We start from the raw sequence: 21,781 nt of genomic DNA on the forward strand, positions 1-21,781 counted from the left end.
AGGGTGGCGTGACGACGTCATCCGATGACCGCCTATCTCCTCAAGCGCGTCGCCATCGCCTTCGCCACTCTGGTGCTGGCTTCGGTCGTCGTGTTTGCCGTGCTGGAGATCCTGCCCGGCGATCCGGCACGCCTGATGCTCGGCATGAATGCCAGTGCCGAGCAGGTCGAGCAGGTACGCACGCAGATGGGGCTGAATGACCCGCTGCTGCTGCGCTACTTTCACTGGATCGGCAACCTCGCCGTGCTCGATTTCGGCCGCTCCTATACCTATTCGGTACCGGTGATCGACCTGGTCCGCGAGCGTGTCGCCGTCTCGCTGCCGCTGGCGCTGATTGCGCTCGCTTTGTCGACCATGATTGCCATTCCCGTTGGCCTTTATGCGGCCTCGCGCCAGGGGCGCCTCGGCGACACCGTCTCGATGGGCGCTTCGCAGGTCGGCGTTGCAGTGCCCAATTTCTGGTTCGCGCTGCTTCTGATCTATCTCTTCGCGGTATGGCTGAAGTGGGTGCCGGCTGGCGGCTTTCCCGGCTGGAGCGCGGGCATCTGGCCAGCGCTGAAAGCACTGATCTTGCCCGCTATTGCCCTGGCGCTTCCGCAGGCGGCGATCCTCGCCCGCGTCACCCGCCAGGCCCTGATCGAAGTGCTGTCGGAAGACTATATCCGCACCGCCCGCGCCAAGGGCATGCCTTATCGTACCGTGCTTTGGCGACATGCGTTGCGCAACGCCATGATCCCGGTGCTGACGATTCTCGGCCTGCAATTCGCTTTCCTGCTTGCCGGCACCATCATCATCGAAAACGTCTTTTACCTGCCGGGCCTCGGCCGGCTGATCTTTCAGGCCATCACCCAACGCGACCTGATCGTGGTGGAAAGCGTCGTCATGCTGCTGGTCGCAACCGTGATCCTCGTCAATCTCCTGGTTGACTTCTCCTACGCCGTGGTCGACCCGCGCCTGCGGGGGCGCTCGTGACACTGCAGACTGAAATCCCGCGTGAGAAGCTGGCTTCGCTGGCCACCAGGGCCTTGCATCACAAATCCTTCATCGCTGGCTTCCTCGTCGCCATGCTGGTTGCGGGAATGGCCGCCCTCTCCTTTCTGTGGACGCCTTATGATGTCACCAGACTGGTGATCTCCGACAAATTACTTGCCCCATCTGCCGCGCACTGGTTCGGCACCGATCATTTCGGCAGAGACGTGCTGTCGATGATCATGGTCGGCGCGCGCAATTCCATTGCCGTTGCCCTGGTCGCCGTCGGCATCGGCATGGGCATCGGCGTGCCGCTGGGCTGCTGGGCAGCAGCGCGTGGCGGTCTTGTCGATGAAGTGCTGATGCGACTGAACGACCTCGTCTTCGCCTTTCCGGCACTGTTGTCGGCCATCATGATCACCGCGATCTTCGGCCCTGGCGCCATCAACGCCATCATCGCAATCGGCATTTTCAACATTCCGGTCTTTGCCCGCGTCGCCCGCGCCGGCGCACTTGCCATCTGGCCGCGCGAATACATTCTTGCCGCCCGCGCCGCCGGCAAGGGCAAAGCTCTGATCACGCTGGAGCATGTCCTGCCCAATATCGCGACCTTGCTTCTGGTGCAGGGCACCATCCAGTTCGCGCTGGGCATCCTGGCCGAAGCCAGCCTGTCCTATGTCGGCCTGGGCGCCCAGCCGCCAATGCCGAGCTGGGGTCGCATGCTGTTCGAGGCGCAGACGCGCATGGCACAAGCGCCCTGGATGGCGGTCTTCCCAGGCATGGCCATCGTCATCACGGTCCTGGCGCTCAACCTGCTGGGTGACGGCGTCGCCGATATCCTCGATCCCAAATCACGGCGGCGGCGATGAGTCTGCTCGAGATCGAAAACCTGTCGCTCACCATCGGCAACCGGTCGATCCTGAAGGATGTGGATCTTTCAGTCGCCCCCGGCGAGGTCGTAGGCCTTGTCGGTGAATCCGGCTCCGGCAAATCGATGACGGCGATGACGGTGATGCAGCTCCTGCCCTTCACCGCCGAGGCGGCCGGCAGCGTGCGCTTCGACGGCATCGATATCCTTGCCGCCACCGAAGATCAGATGTGCGCTCTGCGCGGCGATGACATCGGCATGGTGTTCCAGGAACCGATGACCGCACTCAACCCGGTCAAGACCATCGGCGAGCAGGTCGCCGAAGGCATTCGCTGGCATACCAGGGCCGGCCGTGCCGAGGCGGAAGAGCGCGCCCGGAAAATCCTCGACCGGGTCGGGCTGCCGGAAGCCAAATTCCCGCTGACGCGCTACCCGCATGAACTCTCCGGCGGCCAGCGCCAGCGCGTCGTCATCGCGATCGCCTGCGCGCTGAAACCGAAGCTGCTCATCGCGGATGAGCCGACCACAGCGCTCGACGTCGTGCTGCAGGCGCAGATCCTCGACCTGCTGCGCGATCTCGTACACGAGAACAATATGGGCCTGCTGCTCATTTCGCACGACCTTGCCGTCGTCACCGAAATGTCGGACCGCATCACCATCATGCGCCATGGCGAGGTGATGGAAGCCGGCGAGACCGCACAAACCCTGTCCGGACAGGTACATCCCTACACCCGGCAATTGGCCCTGGCCTCGATGCACGTGCCGAAACGCCGGCCATTCTCCCCCCTTGCGGGGGAGATGTCGTCGAACGCGACAGAGGGGGTTGCCTCAGAAAGGAACGTCGACACACCAAATAAAACACCCCTCGTTTCGGTCGAAAATGTCTCGCGCCTTTATCCGGGCCGCCGCACCTCCTTCTTCGGTCGGGGCACTCCCATCCATGCCGTCGATGATGTTTCGCTTGATATAGCGCCCGCTCAATCGGTCGCGCTGGTCGGCCGCTCGGGCTGTGGGAAATCCACGCTGGCGCGCATGATCCTGGCGCTCGACAAGCCGAGCGCCGGCGCAATCCGTTTCCGCGGTGAGACGATCTCACATCGCGACGAAGCGGAGTTGAAACCGGCCCGGCGCAACATGCAGGTGGTGTTCCAGGACCCTTACGGCTCCTTCGATCCACGCCAGAAGGTGGAGAAGCTTGTCGCCGAGCCCCTGCATCTGCTGGAAAAAAAGCCAACGCCGGCCGAACGCCGTGAAATGGCGGCACACGCATTGCACGAAGTCGGGCTCGGCTCCGCGGATCTCGACAAATATCCGCACGAATTCTCAGGTGGCCAGCGGCAGCGCCTGTCGATTGCCCGCGCCATCATCACGCGACCGAGGTTGATCGTCGCCGACGAACCGGTTTCCGCCCTCGATGTCTCGATCCGTGCCCAGATCCTCGACCTCTTCGCCGACCTGAACGCCCGGCTGGGCGTTGCCTATCTCTTCATCACGCACGACCTTACCGTCGCTCGCGCGATCACCGACGAGGTGCTGGTCATGCATGAGGGGCGCATCGTCGAGCGCGGCGCGACAAAGGAAATTCTCGACCGTCCGCAATCGGAAGCCGCGAAGGCACTCGTTGCAGCTGCCCCGGACCTCCATCGCGCACTCGCAAGGAAAATGCAGGAGCAGGGATAAGCGGCCCGCGTCAGCAGGCCACGGCCTAAATCATCTGGAATTCGCCGGTCTTCCTGAACCGGACATAGGCCTCGATGCTGCGCGCCATGTTGGGCAGCATATCGGGCAACGCATCGGGAGCGAACCATCCAACGGCGCTGCTTTCATCATCCGTGACAGCGGCTTCGCCCGTGAATGAACGCGTATAGAAAATCAGCGCGAAGAACTGGGTCCGGTCGCCATTTGGAAACTCAAAGGTTTCGTAGCGAGGATCGCTGCCGTAGGCGAAAGGTTTGACATTGCTGACGACCAGCCCCGTCTCCTCGGCAACCTCCCGGATGATGATCGTTTCGATGTTCTCGCCTTCCTCGGCGCTGCCGCCCGGCAAGCCCCACATATTGAAGTCTGTCCGCTTGTGCAGAAGGATACAGCCGTCCTCGCGCTCGACGACGATACGTGCGCCGGGCACCAGTATGAGGCGGTTTCCGACCAATTGCCTCAGCCGCCCCAGATAGCTGTCAGCGAAGCTCAAATCACCGCCCTCTATTGGCCGATCACAGCATCAGCTAAGGCTTCACCACGTCCACAGGGCTGATGCCGAGCAGTTCGAGCGTGCGGCGTAAAAGCTTCACCTCATTCTCGGCAAGATGGCGGTCGGCCTTGGCGATCTCGGCCATGTGCTGCGCCAGCAATCGTTTCCGCTCCGTGTCGAGATCACGGAACATAGCCACGGCCTGCGAGCCGTTGGTCTCGTAGCCGTATTCGTTGAGATATTCGATCACCGCATCGATGCTGTCTTCCGGGATACCGAAAGAGCCGGAACAGATGCGTCGGAATGCCTCCATCTCGCTTTCCGAAACCGAGCCGTCGGCGAGGATCATGCGAAACAGCATCAGGAGCTCGGCCGACAGGACCGGGTCATCCGCGACCTTGCGCACGCCGGGATCACCTTCGAAGATTGAACGAATCTTGTCCAGCAGCACAATCGCCATCGCGTCCTCCCGAATCGATGTTCATTCGTAGCGTGGTTTGGCCCTTGCGCAAACGTGCCTGCTGTGATCGAACGCCGCTGTCCCTCCAATTGTTCCCCGGCGCCTTCCGCCCGATGATCGACCTCACCGTTCAAACCATCGCCATGCTCGGCCTTGCCGCTTTCGTGGCCGGCATCATCGATTCCATCGCCGGCGGTGGTGGGCTGATCACCATCCCGGCATTGCTTCTGGCCGGGTTCTCGCCGATCGAGGCGCTCGGCACCAATAAATTGCAGGGGCTGTTCGGCTCGGGATCGGCGACACTCGCCTACGCCGCCAAGGGCCAGGTCGACCCGCTTAAGCAATGGCCTTCGGCCCTGATGTCACTGGCAGGCAGTGTGCTCGGCGCGCTCGCCGCAACGATCGTTCCGGGCGACATACTGCGCGCCGCATTGCCTCTCATCCTGATCGCCATAGCGCTTTATTTCGCGCTGAAGCCCAACATGAACGACGTCGACCGTACCGAGCGGCTATCGCCATTCCTGCTCGGCTTCACTGTTATCCCGGCCATCGGCTTCTACGACGGGCTGTTCGGCCCAGGCGCCGGCTCTTTCTTCATGCTGGCCTTCGTTGCGCTCGCCGGCTACGGCGTGCTCAAAGCCACCGCCCACACCAAGTTGCTCAATTTCGCCTCCAACATCGGTGCCTTCGCGGTTTTCGCCATGGTTGGTGTGATCGCCTGGAAGGTCGGCATCGTCATGGGCATAGCGCAGTTCCTGGGAGCCAGGCTCGGAGCGAGCCTTGCCGTTCGCGTCGGCTCGAAGCTGATCAAGCCACTGCTGGTGCTGACCTGTGTCGCGCTTGCCGCCAAGCTTCTGGTCGACCCAAGCAACCCCCTGCGCGTCCTGATTGGGGTCTAGTCCGACAACTGGTAGGATTGCTGTGCACGAATCATGTGGAGAGGGTCCAAACATGAATCTCAGCGCACCTACCCAAATCGTCTTCATCATCACGGTCGTCATTGCCGTCATCGCTCTGCTGATGGGGCTTGGCGTGTTCAGCCTCGGCGCGATCTCGGCCTTCTGGGTCATGACGCTCGCCTACGTCATCCTTGCGGTCGCCTGCCTGTTGCGCGGCGCCTGACGGGAACGATAGGGCGATCCTTTCGGCTTCGGCGGGCAACCGCTATGCTTCAGCCATTAGAGCGTTTCCGTTTTCACGGAAACGCGGAAACGCTCTAACTCTTTGTTTTTAAGCAATTCCGGGTGGAAAACCGTTATACACTTGTCCTGGAATTGCTCTGGGAGATGGCGATGCCCGCCGAATACAAGGATAGAGACGAGGAAACCTCGCCGCAGCAGTTTGTCGTGCTGCGCCGGGCTCCGGCGCCGAGGTTGCGGTCTTTCGTCACCGATATTTGTGGCTATCGCGAAACGACTGGCGGCCACTACCGCCAGGTCGAATATGCGCCTTTAGCTGTGCCGCTGGTCATCAATTTCGAAGCGCCCTTCGCGATCGCTCTCGGCCGCGCGCCAAGCAAGGACGACCGCTATCACAGTTTCGCTGCCGGCCTTTATGCCGGACCGGTGCTGATCGATTCCTTCGGCCAATCCTGCTGTCTGCAGGTGAATTTCACGCTCGCCGGCGCACGGCGCTTCTTCGGCATGTCGCTCAGCGAACTGACCGACCGCATGGTACCGTTGGACGATGTCTTGGGGGCGGGAGGTCATGCCTTGCGCGAAGTGCTTGGCAACGAACCTGACTGGGACCGTCGCTTCGACACAGTGGAAGCCTTTATCACCCGCAGATTGGCCGCAACGCCTGCGCAGGGACCGCAGGTCGCCTGGGCAGTGGAGCGGGTGCTGGAAAGCGGCGGCAAGGCCCGCATCGGCACGATAGCCACTGAACTTGCCTGGAGTCGCAAGCATCTGGTCGAGCGCTTTCGCGACGCCACCGGCATGGCGCCCAAGACGGTGGCGCGCATGGTGCGCTTCAACCGCGCGCTCGCGCTGTCACGCCGCGGCGATGACAACTGGGCCGGCATCGCCGCCGACTGCGGCTACGCCGACCAGGCACATCTGGCGCGTGAATTTCGGGACTTTGCTGGCGCCACGCCAAGCACGCTTTCGGGCTGAGTGGTCACCGTTCGCGCCTGAAGCCTAGAGCAATTCCAGGAAAAGTGCGTAGCGGTTTTCCGTCCGGAATTGCGTAAAATAAAGGGTTAGAGCGTTTCCGCGTTTCCGAGAAAATCGGAAACGCTCTAAGGTAACATTTGTTCAAGACGCTCCTATGGCGTCCTGCCAGGATGGCGCATCGACCAACCTGACAGGAGACCACCATGTCCGTCGAACCACCCCGCCTCTACCCCGTCATGCGCTTTCGCGATGCGCCCGCAATGATCGATTGGCTCGACAAGGCCTTCGGTTTCACCGTGCATGCCAGTTACGGCGAAGGCGACGTCATCCAGCATGCCGAACTCGCCCTAGGTTCAGCCATGATCATGCTTGGCTCCTCGCGCTGCGACCGCTTCGGCGAAATCGTCGGCGAACCCGGTCCTAACGGGCGTTCCATCTACATTGCGGTCGATGACGCGGACGCGGCTTTCACGCGCGCGCAAGCGGCTGGTGCCGAAATCCTCGAGGGCCTGACTGACCGAGGCTACGGAAGCCGTGAATTCATCTGCCGCGACCCGGAGGGCAATGTCTGGTCGCTCGGCACCTACTGGCCGAAAACCGGCGACAAGCCAAACTGAGACACCGGCATCCGTTCCCCGAAAAGGGCGTGGCGCGCCCGGATTTCGCGCTGGGCAGCCCCAGCGCGAAATCCGCCACGCAGTCCCGAAGCTAGAGTATTTCCGCTCGGAAACGCTCCAGCACTTTGTTTTTACGCAATTCTACCGCGCCAGAGAAAAAAGCGCGTCGCAGTCGAGATGCGTCTCCAAAGCTGCCGCGATATCATCCAGCGCGGTCTCGACACTCACCCGGTAATCGATGCCGCCACCAGCGATACCAAGGCTTTCCAGAAAGCGGGCGCGAAAGGCATCCGCTCCGAACAGTCCATGCAGGTAGGTACCGAACACCTTGCCGTCAGCGGAGAGTGCGCCGTCCGGGACATTGTTGATGATCGTTGCCGGGCGTCGGCAATCCGGCCCCGTGGTGCGGCCGAGATGGATCTCGTAGCCATCCAGCGGCAGGTCGAACATGGCGGAACGTGCATTGCTGGTGCGCACGGTCTTTTCGGGTTCCATCACGGTTTCGATATCGAGCAGGCCCAACCCTTCGGTTTCGCGTATACTGCCCTCGATACCTTGAGGGTCGCGCACAACGCGCCCCAGCATCTGGAAGCCCCCGCAGATGCCGACGACGTGACCACCACGCCGAACGTGGGCAGCAAGGTCGCGATCCCAACCCTGCTCACGCAGATGCAGAAGATCACCGATGGTCGACTTCGAACCGGGGATGACGACAAGCCCGGCATCGGCCGGCAACGGCTTTCCGGGTGGCACGAACACCACTTCCACCTGCGGTTCGGCCTTCAGTGGGTCGAGGTCGTCGAAATTGGCGATGCGTGACAGCATCGGTACGGCAACCTTCAACGCTCGCTTCTCACCCGCTGCCAGTCGTTCCAGCACCACTGAATCTTCCGACGGCAACCGCGACGCCGCCTTCAGCCAGGGCACCACGCCGAAGCAACGCCAGCCGGTGAAACTTTCGATCGCCTTGATGCCGTCGTCGAACAGCGTAACGTCACCGCGGAACTTGTTGATGAGGTAACCGGCGATCATGCGCCGGTCTTCCTCCGGCAGGATCAGGTGCGTGCCTGCCACCGAGGCGATCACCCCACCGCGATCGATGTCGCCGACCAGTACCACCGGCACGCCGGCGCGCGTGGCAAAGCCCATATTGGCGATGTCGCGAGGCCTCAGATTGATTTCCGCAGGCGAACCGGCGCCTTCGACGATGACGAGATCCGCGCCCTCACCCACTTTTCCCCAGGAATCCAGCACCGCCTCCAGCAGTCGGCCCTTCATGGTCTGGTAATCTCTTGCCCGCGCCTCGCCGAACATCTTGCCCTGCACGATCACCTGCGAGCCGATATCCGTCTGCGGTTTCAGCAGCACAGGGTTCATGTGCACCGTGGGCGGGACGCCGCAGGCAAGTGCTTGCAACCATTGCCCTCGCCCGATTTCGCCACCCCCGGTTTCACCGGGAATTTCGGCCACGGCGGCATTGTTCGACATGTTCTGCGGCTTGAAGGGTCTCACCTTCAGCCCGCGCTTACGTGCCGCCCGGCAAAGCCCCGCGACCAGCACCGTCTTGCCGACATCCGAGCCCGTGCCCTGGAGCATGACCGCCCGCGCCATGGTTCACGCCTCTCCGCCGGCTAAGGTCGACTTCGCTGCCAGTGGACCGCCGCGCCAGAGATAAAGCGCAAGCAGTGGTTCGACGCCGGTCTTCATGGCGTGGTTGACGTTGGAAGGATGATGGATCACCTCACCGGCGCCGCGCACCTGGAAGGCGCCTTCGCCCTTGCGCCAGCCGGTGCCGTCGGTCAGCGGAATGTAGATCTCCTCAGCCTCATGATGATGATCCGGGTAGACGACCTCCGGGCCCAGGATCAGGAAACCGCCGGCCACCTTGTCATTGGCAAAATGGCCACGCGTGCCGAACACTTCCACCCAGCCGTAATTGTCGAGAAAATCGTGACCGAAATCCTTTTCCGTATAGGTTTGCCCCCAGCGCAGGACCTCCCGGTTGCCGGCAAGCAAACGAACGAGTGGCTGAGCCGCGGCCGGTGCGATTTCGCGAATACGGTCGAGATGGCGCATACATGAAATTGCCTTCGGCTCCAGTCGACGGGCGGGCATCCCCCAGTCGATGTCCGCTGCTGCATCGTGCGCCAGGGAAGCTTCCTCGAACCGCAGAAAGGCATGGAACGCCTCCAGCAGCTCATCAAAATTCGTCGTCACCACACGCTCCGCTCTCGCATTCCTGCACAGCCGCTTTGCCTCGATCCTTCGCTGGATTGATCCCTAAGGTCGGGTTGCGCGGGCGCATCATTGGTCTAGATTGCTGTCCACGCATAGCCAAAAACGACATATTCGGGAGGACGCCATGGATACCGTCACGACGGCGGCCAGCGGCCAGTTCGAACTCAACGAAGACCAGCGCGCCATCCAGACCATGGCGGAGGCTTTTGCCGACGAGCGGGTCGCGCCGAATGCGCTCGAATGGGACAGGGCCAAGCATTTCCCAGCCGATGTAATCCGCGAAACCGGGCCGCTCGGACTTGGCGGCATCTATGTACGCGACGATGTCGGCGGCTCCGCGCTTGGCCGGCTTGACGCGGTGCTGATCTTCGAGGCACTGGCGCGTGCCTGCCCGGCCTTCTCCTCCTTCATTTCGATCCACAACATGGCGGCGTCCATGATCGATCGCTTCGGCAACGACGAACAGCGCCAGCGCTTTCTGCCGAGGCTGACCTCCATGGAATGGCTGGCCAGCTACTGCCTGACCGAACCGGGCTCGGGTTCCGACGCAGCCGCGCTGAAGACCAAGGCGACCCGCTCGGGTGGCAATGGTTCCGACTACGTCGTCAACGGCGCCAAGCAATTCATTTCAGGCGCCGGCGATTCCGACGTCTATGTCGCCATGGTGCGCACCGGCGAGGACGGCCCGAAGGGCATTTCCACTCTGGTGGTGCCCAAGGACGCGCCCGGTCTTTCCTTCGGCGCCAACGAACACAAGATGGGCTGGCACATGCAGTCCACCCGCACCGTCATTTTCGAAGATTGCAAGGTGCCGGCCGAGAACCTTCTGTCCGACGAGGGCATGGGATTCAAGATTGCAATGGCCGGTCTCGACGGCGGACGGCTGAACATCGCTGCCTGTTCGCTCGGCGGCGCACAGTCGGCGCTCGACAAGGCGCTGGCCTATACCGGCGAACGCAAAGCCTTTGGCTCCACCATCAACCAGTTCCAGGCGTTGCAGTTCAGGCTGGCCGACATGGAGACGGAGTTGCAGGCCGCACGTATCTTTCTCTATGCGGCGGCTTCGAAACTGGACGCCAAGGCGCACGACGCCTCGAAATGGTCGGCGATGGCCAAGCGTTTCGTCACTGACACCGGCTTCGAAGTGGCCAACCAGGCGCTGCAACTGTTCGGCGGCTACGGCTATCTTCAGGACTACGGCGTCGAGAAGCTGGTTCGCGACCTGCGGGTCCACCAGATCCTCGAAGGCACCAATGAGATCATGCGCGTGATCGTGGCACGGCATTTGATTGGTAGGCAGTAGGCAATCGGCAGTAGGCAGTCGAAACGGATTGTCGCCATCCAGCTGACTCTGCCTCTGCTTAATGACTGCCGATTGCCTACTCCCGACTGCCCAATTCCAATTCCGGAGGACCCACCAATGACCACCATCGCCTTCATCGGCCTCGGCAACATGGGCAACCCCATGGCCGCCAATCTCGTCAAGGCTGGCCACAAGGTCATTGGCGTCGACCTCATCCCGGAAAATCTTGCGCTGGCCAAGGAACATGGCCTGGCGATCGCCGAGGATGGCCAGAGCGCGGTCAAGGAAGCCGAAATCGTCATCACCATGCTGCCGGCCGGTAAGCATGTGCTCTCGGTCTACGCCGAAATCGCTCCCTGGGCACCGAAGGGTGCCCTATTCATCGATTCCTCCACCATCGATGTCGAGTCGGCGCGCAAGGCGCATGCGATCGCTGGCGAAAATGGTCTTCTCTCCATCGATGCGCCTGTTTCCGGAGGCACCGGCGGTGCTGCCGCGGGCACGCTTACCTTCATGGCCGGCGGGTCGAAGGAGGCTTTCGCCCGCGCAGAGCCGGTGCTGCAGCCGATGGCTGGTCGTATCGTCCATTGTGGCGGAGACGGTGCCGGCCAGGCTGCCAAGATCTGCAACAACATGATCCTCGGCATCTCGATGATCGGCGTGGCCGAAGCTTTCGTGCTGGGCGAGAAACTCGGGCTGTCGCATCAGGCGCTGTTCGATGTCGCCTCGACCTCGTCCGGCCAATGCTGGTCGCTGACGTCCTATTGCCCCGTGCCTGGCCCGGTTCCCGCCTCCCCTGCAAATCGCGACTACAAGCCGGGCTTCGCGGCGGCGCTGATGCTGAAAGACCTGAAACTCAGCCAGGAAGCCGCCCAGGCTGCCGGTGCCGCCACACCGCTGGGTGCCGAGGCCGCACAGCTCTATGCGCTCTTCAACGCGCAGGGCGGTGGCGCTGCCGATTTTTCCGGGATCATCAATTTCCTGCGGGGATCGAACGGATAAGCTGTTCTATCTGTTCAATTTTCCTAAAATGCAGTTCAAAAAATCGGCAAATTTAGATTTGCTTAAGGTCTCGCTAACCACGCGGTAACGATGTGCCTGTAGAACGGAACCAAGGCGGACGAAACGCTCTGCCCCGCGCTCCGGATCAGGTCTCGCGTACCGGAGCCGTTAGTTTCGCAGGTTTTCGAGTAGCGAAACGCCATGCGTATCTGGCAAAGCCGCGTTCCCCGAGAGCGCGGTTTTTGCCATTGAACCGCCGCGCTTGCCGAAGTCGAATCTGGGTCGATGTGCCAGGGATCACCCCGCCAACCGCTTGAAATTCGCTTTCACACGCCGGCTCGCCGGCTTGAGCGCAGCGTGCACTGACCGTTCAAGAGCCACACCATTGAGCAACGAGGGTGTTTTCCCCGTCATGATCTCAGGCCAGAAGCGACTGAACGAATCCACCAGCGAAAGCTGAGCCGCCGCAACCCCTTCGGTCACTGCCGCCACCTTCTCCGAAATCGCCCGCATGCTCTCGCCGCGCCGAGCGAGCCCGCCGGCTTCCGCTGCCATCACCGGCAGGCGCAGCATCACGACCGCCGGCGCGAGCATCAGATCGGCAACGGCCTTGGCACCCGCCGGCTGGCGGGATCTCTTTCGAGAACTGCTTTTCACGGGACCATCCAGGTTGAAAGGAATTTGCCTGAAATAACGAATGCGAAAGCCGGCGGAACGTTCCGCCGGCTCCCTGTGACAAACTGTCAGCTCTCGCTACGCTCGGCGCAGGTCTTCCTTGGCGAGGTCGAGCGCCTTGCCGATGCGCTCGCAACCCATGTCGATCGTGTCGCGGGTCCAGATCAGCGGCGGCGAAAGGATCATCGTATCACCGGTGGCCCGCAGCATCATACCATTGGCGATGGCGTGATCGCGTACGGTCACGGCAGCGCTCCCAGCAGGCGAGAAGCGCTCCTTCGTCGCCTTGTCCTTGATGATCTCGATGGCACCCATCAGTCCGATCGAGCGGACTTCGCCGACCAGGTCGTGCCCAGCAATGCGCTCCTGCAACGCCTTGGCGAAATAAGGCCCGGTCTCATTCTTGACCCGCTCGACCAGCCCTTCCTTGGCGATGATGTCCAGATTGGCGATCGCCACCGCACAGGCCACCGGATGACCGGAATAGGTGTAGCCGTGGTAGAATTCGCCGCCCTTTTCGACCAGTGTCGTGGCTATACGGTCGCCGACCAGCAGTGCCGACAGCGGCTGGTAGCCGGAGGTCAGCGCCTTGGCGGTGGTGATGGTGTCCGGCTGGATGCCGTAATAGTCGGCAGCAAACCACTCGCCGGTGCGACCATAGCCGGTGATCACCTCATCCAGCATCAGAAGCACATCGTGCTTGCGGCAAATGCGCTGCACTTCCGGCCAGTAGCTGGCGGGCGGGATCTTGACTCCACCGGCACCCATGATTGGCTCGCCGATGAAGGCGGCCACGTTCTCCGCCCCAGCCTCAATGATCGCATCCTCGACCGCCTTGGCGGCACGCAGGCCGAAATCATGGTCGCTCTCGCCGGGCAGCGCCAGCTCGTAGGCGTAAGGCATCATCACATGGACGATATTTGGCACCGGCCCACCGAGCTGGTTGTGCATGCCTTCCATGCCGCCGAGCGAGGTGCCTGCCACCGTCGAGCCGTGATAAGCGTTCTTGCGCGAGATGATGCGGTTCTTCTCCGGCTTGCCTTCCAGCGTCCAGAAGTGACGCACCAGCCGAAGCGCGGTGTCGTTGGCTTCCGAGCCTGACGAGCCATAAAAGACCTGGCTCACGCCCTTAGGCGCGATCTCGGCCAGCCGCTTGGACAACAGCACCGGCGTCGGTGTCGAACACTTGAAGAAGGAGTTGTAATAAGGCAGCTCCTTCATCTGGGCGTAGGCGGCATCGGCCAATTCATCGCGGCCATAGCCCACATTCACACACCAAAGGCCCGCCATGCCGTCGAGGATCTCCGCGCCTTCGGAATCGTAGATGAACGGTCCCTTGGCGTGGGTGATGATACGCGAACCGGCGCCACGCAGTTCCTTGTGATCGGTGAAGGGGTGTAGATGATGCGCGGCATCGATCTGCTGAAGCTGCTTCAGCGAAAAATTCTGATAAGTCATTGGATTAGCCTTTCCTTTTGAATCAATCCGGCAACAGCCGGAGACGGATTCTCAAAGAGCGGAAGGCGGCGAATAACCGATGCGGGCGCACAGCCGCAAAAGCTCGGTATGGCGCGTACGCAGCGAAGGCGTCACGGCGATATCGAGCCTGCGGGGATGGGCCACTACAGCACGCATGGGCACACTCTAGCCGACCCTGCGACGGCTGTTCAACCCACCGCGCAATGCCATGACGCTGGCAACGACGAGAACAAGGCAGATTGCCCCCAATGTCACGGGCAGCCCGGGCGCGCCGAACAAGGTCATGGCGGCGCCGGCAAGCGGCGGCAGGGCGATACCGCCGACGCCCCACATCAGCGAAAAGGCGGCGTTACCGGCGACGAGGGCCTGGCCGGTGAAACGCTCGCCGAGTTCGATGATGGTCATGGTATAGATGCCATAGGAGACGGCACCCAGCACGAACAGGAACGCCCACACCAGTGGCGTGGTGATCACCAGCGGCAGCAACGCACAACCGGCGGCCGTGGCGATAACGCAGCCCAGCCGCACAACCTGTGCCGAAAGCCGTTCCGCCAGCAGCCCAAGCGGCACCTGCATGGCGATATTGCCGGCGATCATGACGGTCAGCAGTGCTGACATACGTGTCTCGGCAATACCGAAATTTGTGCCGTAGACCGGCAGAAGCGCCAGCACCGCCTGCTCAAAACCCGCAGCGACCACCACCGCCGTGAGCAGCAGCAAAGCCAACGGCATGAAGCCCAGCACGGAGACGTGATGACCGGTTTGGTCGACTTTCGGCAGCCTGGGCAATACGACCGCGAGACACGCACCGCAGACGACAAAGGCGACGATGCCAACCAGGAAGGGCGGCCAGCCCTCGGTGCCGACGAAGAGCAGGCAAAGCGGTCCTGCGGCAAAGCCGGCCGAGATCAGCGTGGAATACACACCCATGATGCGCCCGCGTTTGCCCGGTGGCGCCAGCGCGATCATCCAGACTTCACTCAGCACATAAAGCGGGTTGGTGACGACGCCGATCATGAAGCGCAGTGGAAACCATGCATAGACATTGTAGGTCAGGCCGACGAGGGCCAGCGTCAGCGCGGAAAGCGCGGCGCAGGTCAGCGCCGTGCGCCCTGCCCCAAAGCGCCTGGCCAGCGACGGGATCAGCGGCGACGACACGATGAAGCCGATCGGCGTCATCGCCGCCGAAAGGCCGATCATCGCCGGCGACACGCCTTGCCGCTGCAGGACGAAAGACAAAAGCGGATAGGTCAGACCTTGCGCGATAGCGTAGACCGAAACGGTCGCGATCACACCTGCGATCGCAGCCCAATTGGTCATCGCTTCGTTCTTGCTGCTCTCTGCGGCGGCCATGTCTCCTCCCACCGCACCCATCTTCGATGGTCAACGGTTTTCGGGTGCTAGCCGTTCATTGCGATGGACGAAAGAGCTGGATACGCAGGATCGCTTGCTCCACGAGAGCATGATCCCGAACCGAAGGGCGCGGGCGTGTTCAGGGGAAGTACCGCGCCAGCGCTCCCTTCCTGCCCTGCGCATAAGGCTTCAGCCATTTGTCGTCGATCCGCAGACCATCGTCGGCGGACGGTCCCTTGCCCAAAGTGCGCCGCCAGGCCCGGAATTTGTAGTGATCGAACACGTCAAGGAAATGCACGGCATAGGCGGCGGCGAAAGTCTTGTCGCCCTCGATGATCACGAGGTTTTCATCGTTCTCGTAGGACGCCTTGTAACCGAGGTTGTGGCTGCCGGTGATCACGGTGGCGTTGTCTTCCATCGGATCGATGATGACGATCTTATCGTGCACAATGGCATGGCCGATGGTCAGCACTTCGGCTTGGAAATCCGTCGCGATCGAGGCGCCGGTCAGATTTGCGGCCCGTACGATCGAAACATTCGGCATCTCCCAGACCTTCTCCGGGAAGACAAAGGGCGCCTTCCCGTCCTTGTTGGACTTGCGCGTGACTGGGTCGCGCGTCGAGGGCACGTAGTTCGGCATCGCAACCGGATCGCTGATCGCGCCCTGCACGATGAGCCCCCTGTCCGCCCCCGCGGCAGCGACCGCTTCGGCAACGATCGAATTGTCGCCACGCCGCGACGGGTTGAACACCAGGAACAGCACGGCCTTCTTGGCAGCCCTGATGCGGGAAAAAACGTCCTCCAGGTCGACCGGCCGCACCGAAAGCGTCTTCTTGTTACGCTCGGGGTCGTTCGGCGAGAACCACACGGTCATATCATCGAGTGGCGCGCTTTGACCGTTTAGCGGATTGGCAATGTGGTTGTTCTTGCGAAACGCCACGCCTTGGGTCTGCACGGCATGGCCCGGCGCGTCCTCGCGTTGCGGCGGCGGAAACACATCGCCCTTCATGCGCTCCCAGTAGTCGTTGAAGATCTTCGCCATTTCGGGATCGTCGCGGATGAAGGCATTGTTGGACTGACCACAGATACCGGTGGTCGTCCAGTTGGTCGACCCGGTCATCACCGCCTGCGGCGCGCCGTGTTTGTCGCGATAGACCGCGAACTTGTTATGGCCGATATGGTTGTTGTTGAAGAGCCGATCGGTCACCGTCACCCCGGCATCGCGCAGCGCCTGGCGGTAAGGAGCGTTGCCGAAATCCCATTTCTTGGTCTGCTCGTCCTTGCCGGAGTTGGAAAGGATCACCTCCACAACACCCTTCGCGGCGATGATGGCGTCACGCAGCGCGTCATCGCCGAGTTCATAGAGCGCGAGCCGCACCGAACCGCCTTCCGCCTTGGCCCGCGTCAGCAGGCTGATCAGCACGTCGGGCACATCGCCATGCAGATAGGCGCGGATCTTGCTGTTACGATCCTGCAGCTCTTCCCGGATCTTGTCGCGCTGGCCGACCTTGATGCCGGCCTCGGCGAGCGCGCGCGACATCCATTGTGTCGACAGCACGCCGTTGGTGAAGGCCACGCGCGCCTTGCCGAACATCGAACCCAGGAAGATCGTCGGGCTCACGGCGCCCTGCCCCAGATAGCCGAGCGGTCGTGGCGAGCCAGTATAGGTCCGCTTGCCGTCAATTTCGGGCGGCCGAACCGGAACCGGTTCCAGCCCCGCCTTCATGGCGCCGACTGGACGCACGCGATAGGCGATCATTTCGCCATCGGGCCGCATGGTCAGGCTGTCGCGGCGGCGGCGCACCGTGAGATCGCGCCAGAAGGTCTTCTGTACCGGCCACACGCCGGTATCCTGTGGGATCCACTCCTTGTTGCGCTGTCCCTTGAACGGCACCCAGGAAGCCAGGCAACGCTCTTCGCCGGTATTGGGGTAAAGCCGCACGATCTCGAAACCGAGACAGCCTGGAATCATGCCGTCGACATCCCAGGCAATGAAGGCGACTTCGTTGTTGGTCGCCGCCCGCACCCTTACCACATCGGCCATGACATCCTCCCTCGAAGCCTCTGGCGCGCGCAATCTACCTTGCTCGCATGGCGCGACTGTAACGGTGTTCACACTAACCCGCGCGGCTTTCTGCTGGGTTCGCCAATGCTGCCGACACGGCACGCGTCATGTCGCTTTGCTCGCTCTAATGGTCGCCGCCTCCGCAATGGCGGACCGGTCGGCGGTCCATTATGCGGCGACAAAAATTGCATGAGGATTATCATGACCGCCGCGCTGCAACCCGCCGAACCGGCCCTGGCCACCGATCGCGCCCGTCGCGGCGGGCGCGCCGGAAAGCGTGCCGTAGGCTCCGTCGCCTTTGACCAGCCGGCCTTCCGACAGCTCAAGATCCCGTTCGCGCCGACCAAACTGCTCTCCGATGACGAGCTGGAATCGATCCACTTGGCCTCGCTGCGTGTGCTCAAGGAAATCGGCGTCGACGTACTGCACGACGAAGCCCGCCGCATCATGAAGGCGCACGGCGCCGATGTGCGCGAAGGCGAGGTTCGTGTCCGTTTCGACGCAGACATGATCCTCGACCTGATCTCCCATGCGCCCAGCGAATTCACCATTCATGCCCGCAATCCTGCGCACAATCTGCGCTTCGGCGGCAACAACACGATCTTCGCGCAGATGGCTTCAGCCCCCAATTGCTCCGATATCGATAGCGGCCGCCGGCCCGGCAACCAGCGCGATTATCGCAATTTCCTCAAGCTCGCGCAGATGCACAACATCCTTCAGATAACGGGGGGCTACCCGGTTGAGCCGATCGACGTCCACCCGTCGGTCCGCCATCTCGAATGCATCCGCGACCTCGCCATCCTGACCGACAAGGCCTTCCACGCCTATTCTCTCGGCAAGGAACGCAATCTCGACGGCATCGAGATCGCCCGTATCGCGCGCGGCATTTCGCGCGAGCAGATGATGGAGGAGCCGTCGCTCTACACCATCATCAACACCAACTCGCCCTTGAAGCTCGATGTCCCGATGATGGAAGGCATCATTCAGATGTCGTCCATGGGCCAGATTGTCTTCGTAACACCCTTCACGCTATCGGGCGCGATGGCACCGGTGACGATCGCCGGCGCCCTGGTGCTGCAAAATGCCGAGGCGCTTGCCGGCATTGCCTTTACGCAGATGGTTCGGAAGGGTGCGCCCGTCGGCTATGGCGGTTTCACCTCCAACGTCGACATGAAGTCCGGCGCACCGGCCTTCGGCACGCCGGAATATATGAAGGCGCAGTTGGTCGGCGGCCAGTTGGCCCGCCGCTACAACCTGCCCTACCGCACCTCCAACACCTGTGCCGCCAATACGGTGGATGCCCAGGCTGCCTATGAAAGCGTATTTTCGCTGTGGGGCGTCATTCAGGGCGGCGGCAACTTCATGATGCATGGCGCCGGCTGGCTGGAAGGCGGCCTGCGCTGCTCCTACGAAAAGATGATCCTCGACATCGATCTTCTGCAGATGGTGGCGGAATTCCTCACGCCGCTCGACCTCTCGGAGGACGCGCTTGCCGTCGACGCCATCCGCGATGTCGGCCCTGGCGGCCATTTCTTCGGCACGCCGCATACCCAGTCGCGCTACAAGACCGCCTTCTATGCGCCGATCCTATCCGACTGGCGCAATTTCGAGACCTGGGCCGAAGCAGGCTCGCCGACAGCGATGGAGAAAGCCAACCGCGTCTGGAAAGAGCGTCTGGCGAGCTACGAAGAGCCCTACATGGACCCCGCCATCCGTGAAGAACTCAATGCCTTCGTCGACCGGCGCATCGCCGAGGGCGGCGCTCCCACGGATTTTTGAGCGGCGAGCAGCTGACTCTTAATCAGCGGGTCAGGCTGCCCCACAACCTGAGTCAAACCATCCAAACCGAGAAATAACTCTATGAAATCCCACGTTAAAGCGGTTGTGATCGGCGGCGGCGTCGTCGGATGTTCGGTCCTCTACCATCTGGCAAAAGCCGGCTGGAGCGATGTCATGCTGATCGAGCGTTCGGAACTCACCTCCGGCTCGTCCTGGCATGCTGCCGGCGGCTTCCATACGCTGAACGGCGATCCGAATGTCGCCAAGCTGCAGGCCTACACCGTGCAGCTCTACAAGGAACTGGAGGAGCTTTCCGGCCAGTCCTGCTCGCTGCACCTGACCGGCGGCATCATGATGGCCGATACGCCGGAGCGCATGGACTTCCTGCGGCTCGCCCACGCCAAGGGTCGCTATCTTGGCATGGACACCGAACTGATCACGCCTTCGGAAGCCAAGGCGATGTTCCCGCTGATGGACGAGACGAACTTCGTCGGCGCCATGTGGGATCCCGTCGAAGGCCATCTCGATCCGTCCGGCACCACGCATGCCTATGCCAAGGCAGCCAAGAAGCTGGGCGCCGAAATCGTACTGCGCAACCGCGTCATCGAATTGACCCAAGAGGTCGACGGCACCTGGAACGTTGTCACCGAACAGGGCACGGTCAAGGCCGAGCACGTCGTTAACTGTGGCGGCCTGTGGGCGCGCGAGGTCGGCCGCATGGTCGGCGTCGAGCTGCCCCTGCTCGCCATGGAGCATATGTATCTGCTCACCGAGCCGATGAAGGAGGTCGAGGAATTCAACAAGGCGACCGGCCGCGAAATGGTCGGCGTGCTCGACTTCAAGGGCGAGATCTACACGCGCCAGGAGCGCAACGGCATCCTGCTCGGCACCTATGAGAAAGCCTGCAAGCCATGGTCGCCGGTGAACACGCCCTGGGATTTCGGCCACGAACTCCTCCAACCCGACCTCGACCGCATCGCGCCCTCGCTGGAGATCGGATTCAAACATTTCCCGGGCATCGCCAATGCCGGCATCAAGCAGGTCATCAACGGCCCCTTCACCTTTGCGCCCGACGGCAACCCGCTGGTCGGTCCGGTACAGGGCCTGACGAATTTCTGGTGCGCCTGCGCTGTCATGGCCGGCTTCAGCCAGGGTGGTGGTGTCGGTCTCGCCCTGTCCAACTGGATGGTGAATGGCGATCCCGGCTTCGACGTCTGGGGCATGGATGTCGCCCGTTTCGGCGAGTGGGCGAGCCTGCGCTACACCAACGCCAAGGTGCGCGAAAACTATTCGCGCCGCTTCTCCATCCGCTTCCCGAACGAAGAGTTGCCCGCTGCCCGTCCGGCGCAGACCACGCCGCTCTACGACACGATGGTGGCCAACAATGCCGTCATGGGCGACAGCTGGGGCCTGGAGACCCCGCTCTGGTTCGCGCCAAAGGGTTCGGAACCGAAGGACGTCGTCTCCTTCCACCGCTCCAACGACTTCGAACATATCGGCAATGAAGTGCGTGCGGTACGTGAGCGCGTTGGCATCACCGAGATCGCCAATTTCGCGAAATATGAAGTCAGTGGAACGGGTTCGGAAGATTTCCTGAATCGTTTGATGACCAACCGGATGCCCAAGAAGGGCCGCATCGTGCTGACCCCGATGCTGAACGAATTCGGCAAGCTGATCGGCGACTTCACCATCGCCAAGACGGGCGACGACAAGTTCATGATCTGGGGCTCATCCGCGGCACAGAAATACCACATGCGCTGGTTCGAGAAGCACCTGCCTAAGGACGGCTCCGTTCGCATTCACCGCTTCGACCAGACCCTTGTCGGCCTCTCCATTGCCGGGCCGAAGAGCCAGCAACTGCTGCAGAAGCTCACCGACATTGACGTTTCGTCCAAAGCTTTCCGCTTTATGGACTTCCGCGAGATGGCCATCGGCGGCGCACCGTGCCTCGTCAACCGCATCACCTATACCGGCGATCTGGGCTATGAAATCTGGATGCCGCCTGCCTATCAGCGGCTTGTCTATGCCGCCATCAAGGAAGCGGGCGCAGAGTTCGGCATCGTCGATTTCGGCATGCGCGCGCTGCTTGCCATGCGCCTGGAGAAGAACTTCCCGACATGGTTCCGTGAGCTGAGGCCGATCTACGGCCCGTTCGAGGGTTCGATGGATCGCTTCATCAAGATGGAGAAGAACGACTTCATCGGCCGTGAAGCAGCCGCAAGCGAACAGGCCGAACTGGCCGACGGCAAGGCCTCGAAACTGCGCCGCGTCTCTTTCGTGGTGGACGCAGCCGATGCAGATGTGATGGGCGATGAGCCGATCTGGGCCAAGGTTTCGACCGACTACGGAACGGTCGAGAAGCCGCATGGTTACGGTGCACCGCGCTTCGACGAGACAGGCAAGGAAGTGCGCGGCTCGGAGGCTGCACAAGGCGCTTCTGGCGTGCGTGGGATCGTCGATGGAGAATGGCGTGTCGTCGGCTGGATCACGTCGGGTGGTTACGCACACTATGTCCAGAAGTCGATGGCGCAGGGCTACGTACCGGCGGCATTGGCTGAAAATGAAAGCGCCGGCATGTTCGAGATCGAGATCCTCGGGCACCGCCGCCCTGCCCGCATCAACATTGAACCGCCCTTCGACCCGAGCGGCGAAAAGATGCGGGGTTGAA

The 21,781-nt window shown here is 62.0% G+C and carries 20 protein-coding genes; 11 read left to right on the top strand and 9 right to left on the bottom strand.

Annotated features, from left to right (window positions below; genetic code table 11):
- The first annotated feature begins 24 nt into the window (after nt 1-24).
- Genes AO692_RS00110 through AO692_RS00120 form a run of 3 tightly spaced genes read left to right on the top strand, consistent with a single transcriptional unit; the run spans nt 25 to nt 3,517 of the window.
- On the top strand, nt 25-972 hold the full coding sequence (locus tag AO692_RS00110) for an ABC transporter permease (RefSeq protein WP_054308000.1): 948 nt from the start codon (nt 25-27) through the stop codon (nt 970-972).
- A complete protein-coding gene (locus AO692_RS00115) occupies nt 969-1,838 on the top strand; it encodes an ABC transporter permease (RefSeq protein ID WP_054308001.1) in 870 nt (289 codons plus the stop codon). The genes AO692_RS00110 and AO692_RS00115 overlap by 4 nt, the downstream gene beginning before the upstream one ends.
- Nucleotides 1,835-3,517: a dipeptide ABC transporter ATP-binding protein gene (locus AO692_RS00120; RefSeq protein WP_054308002.1), complete on the top strand. Its 1,683-nt coding sequence runs from the start codon at nt 1,835-1,837 to the stop codon at nt 3,515-3,517. Before AO692_RS00115 ends, AO692_RS00120 begins: the two co-directional genes overlap by 4 nt.
- 25 nt (nt 3,518-3,542) lie before the next feature.
- Here AO692_RS00120 and AO692_RS00125 read toward each other — a convergent pair whose 3' ends face one another.
- A complete protein-coding gene (locus AO692_RS00125) occupies nt 3,543-4,028 on the bottom strand; it encodes an NUDIX domain-containing protein (RefSeq protein ID WP_161808025.1) in 486 nt (161 codons plus the stop codon).
- 34 nt (nt 4,029-4,062) lie between these two features.
- Nucleotides 4,063-4,488 carry a TerB family tellurite resistance protein gene (locus AO692_RS00130; protein ID WP_054308004.1) on the bottom strand — a complete coding sequence of 142 codons (426 nt, stop codon included), beginning with the start codon at nt 4,486-4,488 and terminating at the stop codon, nt 4,063-4,065.
- A gap of 113 nt (nt 4,489-4,601) precedes the next feature.
- Here AO692_RS00130 and AO692_RS00135 point away from each other — a divergent pair, with 113 nt between their 5' ends.
- The 4 genes from AO692_RS00135 (at nt 4,602) to AO692_RS00145 (ending at nt 7,219) form a co-directional block, all read left to right on the top strand.
- Nucleotides 4,602-5,387, top strand: a complete 786-nt coding sequence (locus AO692_RS00135; protein WP_054308421.1) for a TSUP family transporter — start codon at nt 4,602-4,604, stop codon at nt 5,385-5,387.
- 52 nt (nt 5,388-5,439) lie between these two features.
- Nucleotides 5,440-5,610 carry a hypothetical protein gene (locus AO692_RS33345; protein WP_162839650.1) on the top strand — a complete coding sequence of 57 codons (171 nt, stop codon included), beginning with the start codon at nt 5,440-5,442 and terminating at the stop codon, nt 5,608-5,610.
- Between the two features lie 170 nt (nt 5,611-5,780).
- Complete coding sequence (locus AO692_RS00140; RefSeq protein ID WP_054308422.1) at nt 5,781-6,602, top strand: AraC family transcriptional regulator; 822 nt, start codon at nt 5,781-5,783, stop codon at nt 6,600-6,602.
- Between the two features lie 203 nt (nt 6,603-6,805).
- Nucleotides 6,806-7,219, top strand: a complete 414-nt coding sequence (locus AO692_RS00145) for a VOC family protein (RefSeq protein ID WP_054308005.1) — start codon at nt 6,806-6,808, stop codon at nt 7,217-7,219.
- Nucleotides 7,220-7,360: 141 nt separating this feature from the next.
- Here the strand turns inward: AO692_RS00145 and AO692_RS00150 are convergent, their stop codons facing one another.
- Nucleotides 7,361-8,830: a cobyric acid synthase gene (locus tag AO692_RS00150; protein ID WP_054308006.1), complete on the bottom strand. Its 1,470-nt coding sequence runs from the start codon at nt 8,828-8,830 to the stop codon at nt 7,361-7,363.
- 3 nt (nt 8,831-8,833) lie between these two features.
- Nucleotides 8,834-9,436: a dimethylsulfonioproprionate lyase family protein gene (locus AO692_RS00155; protein ID WP_054308007.1), complete on the bottom strand. Its 603-nt coding sequence runs from the start codon at nt 9,434-9,436 to the stop codon at nt 8,834-8,836.
- 145 nt (nt 9,437-9,581) lie between these two features.
- Between AO692_RS00155 and AO692_RS00160 the strand changes: the two genes are divergently transcribed.
- A complete protein-coding gene (locus AO692_RS00160) occupies nt 9,582-10,760 on the top strand; it encodes an isobutyryl-CoA dehydrogenase (protein ID WP_054308008.1) in 1,179 nt (392 codons plus the stop codon).
- A 117-nt stretch (nt 10,761-10,877) separates the two neighbouring features.
- On the top strand, nt 10,878-11,762 hold the full coding sequence (mmsB, locus tag AO692_RS00165) for a 3-hydroxyisobutyrate dehydrogenase (protein ID WP_054308009.1): 885 nt from the start codon (nt 10,878-10,880) through the stop codon (nt 11,760-11,762).
- A gap of 297 nt (nt 11,763-12,059) precedes the next feature.
- Here mmsB and AO692_RS00170 read toward each other — a convergent pair whose 3' ends face one another.
- From AO692_RS00170 to AO692_RS00185, 5 genes are all read right to left on the bottom strand, one after another.
- Complete coding sequence (locus AO692_RS00170; protein ID WP_054308010.1) at nt 12,060-12,419, bottom strand: hypothetical protein; 360 nt, start codon at nt 12,417-12,419, stop codon at nt 12,060-12,062.
- A gap of 96 nt (nt 12,420-12,515) precedes the next feature.
- On the bottom strand, nt 12,516-13,895 hold the full coding sequence (locus AO692_RS00175) for an aspartate aminotransferase family protein (RefSeq protein WP_054308011.1): 1,380 nt from the start codon (nt 13,893-13,895) through the stop codon (nt 12,516-12,518).
- A gap of 51 nt (nt 13,896-13,946) precedes the next feature.
- Nucleotides 13,947-14,072 carry a capsid protein gene (locus AO692_RS33480; protein ID WP_200911687.1) on the bottom strand — a complete coding sequence of 42 codons (126 nt, stop codon included), beginning with the start codon at nt 14,070-14,072 and terminating at the stop codon, nt 13,947-13,949.
- A gap of 9 nt (nt 14,073-14,081) precedes the next feature.
- Complete coding sequence (locus AO692_RS00180) at nt 14,082-15,269, bottom strand: MFS transporter (protein ID WP_054308012.1); 1,188 nt, start codon at nt 15,267-15,269, stop codon at nt 14,082-14,084.
- 139 nt (nt 15,270-15,408) lie between these two features.
- Nucleotides 15,409-17,313 (bottom strand): phospholipase D-like domain-containing protein, encoded by a 1,905-nt coding sequence (locus AO692_RS00185; RefSeq protein ID WP_054308013.1) that lies wholly within the window; start codon nt 17,311-17,313, stop codon nt 15,409-15,411.
- Nucleotides 17,314-17,535: 222 nt separating this feature from the next.
- On the opposite strand from AO692_RS00185, the gene AO692_RS00190 reads away from it, so the two are divergent.
- Both AO692_RS00190 and AO692_RS00195 read left to right on the top strand, forming a co-directional pair.
- Complete coding sequence (locus AO692_RS00190) at nt 17,536-19,113, top strand: trimethylamine methyltransferase family protein (protein ID WP_054308014.1); 1,578 nt, start codon at nt 17,536-17,538, stop codon at nt 19,111-19,113.
- Between the two features lie 81 nt (nt 19,114-19,194).
- Nucleotides 19,195-21,780 carry an FAD-dependent oxidoreductase gene (locus AO692_RS00195; protein WP_054308015.1) on the top strand — a complete coding sequence of 862 codons (2,586 nt, stop codon included), beginning with the start codon at nt 19,195-19,197 and terminating at the stop codon, nt 21,778-21,780.
- Nucleotide 21,781 lies beyond the last annotated feature (1 nt).

This window comes from Mesorhizobium sp. 1M-11 (assembly GCF_001303895.1).
GTDB lineage: Bacteria > Pseudomonadota > Alphaproteobacteria > Rhizobiales > Rhizobiaceae > Mesorhizobium.

Bases quoted from the DNA above. Each gene is read 5' to 3' on its own strand.
- AO692_RS00110 (WP_054308000.1), top strand. From the start codon at position 25: ATGACCGCCTATCTCCTCAAGCGCGTCGCCATCGCCTTCGCCACTCTG.
- AO692_RS00120 (WP_054308002.1), top strand. From the start codon at position 1,835: ATGAGTCTGCTCGAGATCGAAAACCTGTCGCTCACCATCGGCAACCGG.
- AO692_RS00130 (WP_054308004.1), bottom strand. From the start codon at position 4,488: ATGGCGATTGTGCTGCTGGACAAGATTCGTTCAATCTTCGAAGGTGAT.
- AO692_RS00135 (WP_054308421.1), top strand. From the start codon at position 4,602: ATGATCGACCTCACCGTTCAAACCATCGCCATGCTCGGCCTTGCCGCT.
- AO692_RS33345 (WP_162839650.1), top strand. From the start codon at position 5,440: ATGAATCTCAGCGCACCTACCCAAATCGTCTTCATCATCACGGTCGTC.
- AO692_RS00140 (WP_054308422.1), top strand. From the start codon at position 5,781: ATGCCCGCCGAATACAAGGATAGAGACGAGGAAACCTCGCCGCAGCAG.
- AO692_RS00145 (WP_054308005.1), top strand. From the start codon at position 6,806: ATGTCCGTCGAACCACCCCGCCTCTACCCCGTCATGCGCTTTCGCGAT.
- AO692_RS00150 (WP_054308006.1), bottom strand. From the start codon at position 8,830: ATGGCGCGGGCGGTCATGCTCCAGGGCACGGGCTCGGATGTCGGCAAG.
- AO692_RS00160 (WP_054308008.1), top strand. From the start codon at position 9,582: ATGGATACCGTCACGACGGCGGCCAGCGGCCAGTTCGAACTCAACGAA.
- mmsB (WP_054308009.1), top strand. From the start codon at position 10,878: ATGACCACCATCGCCTTCATCGGCCTCGGCAACATGGGCAACCCCATG.
- AO692_RS00175 (WP_054308011.1), bottom strand. From the start codon at position 13,895: ATGACTTATCAGAATTTTTCGCTGAAGCAGCTTCAGCAGATCGATGCC.
- AO692_RS33480 (WP_200911687.1), bottom strand. From the start codon at position 14,072: ATGCGTGCTGTAGTGGCCCATCCCCGCAGGCTCGATATCGCCGTGACG.
- AO692_RS00180 (WP_054308012.1), bottom strand. From the start codon at position 15,269: ATGGCCGCCGCAGAGAGCAGCAAGAACGAAGCGATGACCAATTGGGCT.
- AO692_RS00185 (WP_054308013.1), bottom strand. From the start codon at position 17,313: ATGGCCGATGTGGTAAGGGTGCGGGCGGCGACCAACAACGAAGTCGCC.
- AO692_RS00190 (WP_054308014.1), top strand. From the start codon at position 17,536: ATGACCGCCGCGCTGCAACCCGCCGAACCGGCCCTGGCCACCGATCGC.
- AO692_RS00195 (WP_054308015.1), top strand. From the start codon at position 19,195: ATGAAATCCCACGTTAAAGCGGTTGTGATCGGCGGCGGCGTCGTCGGA.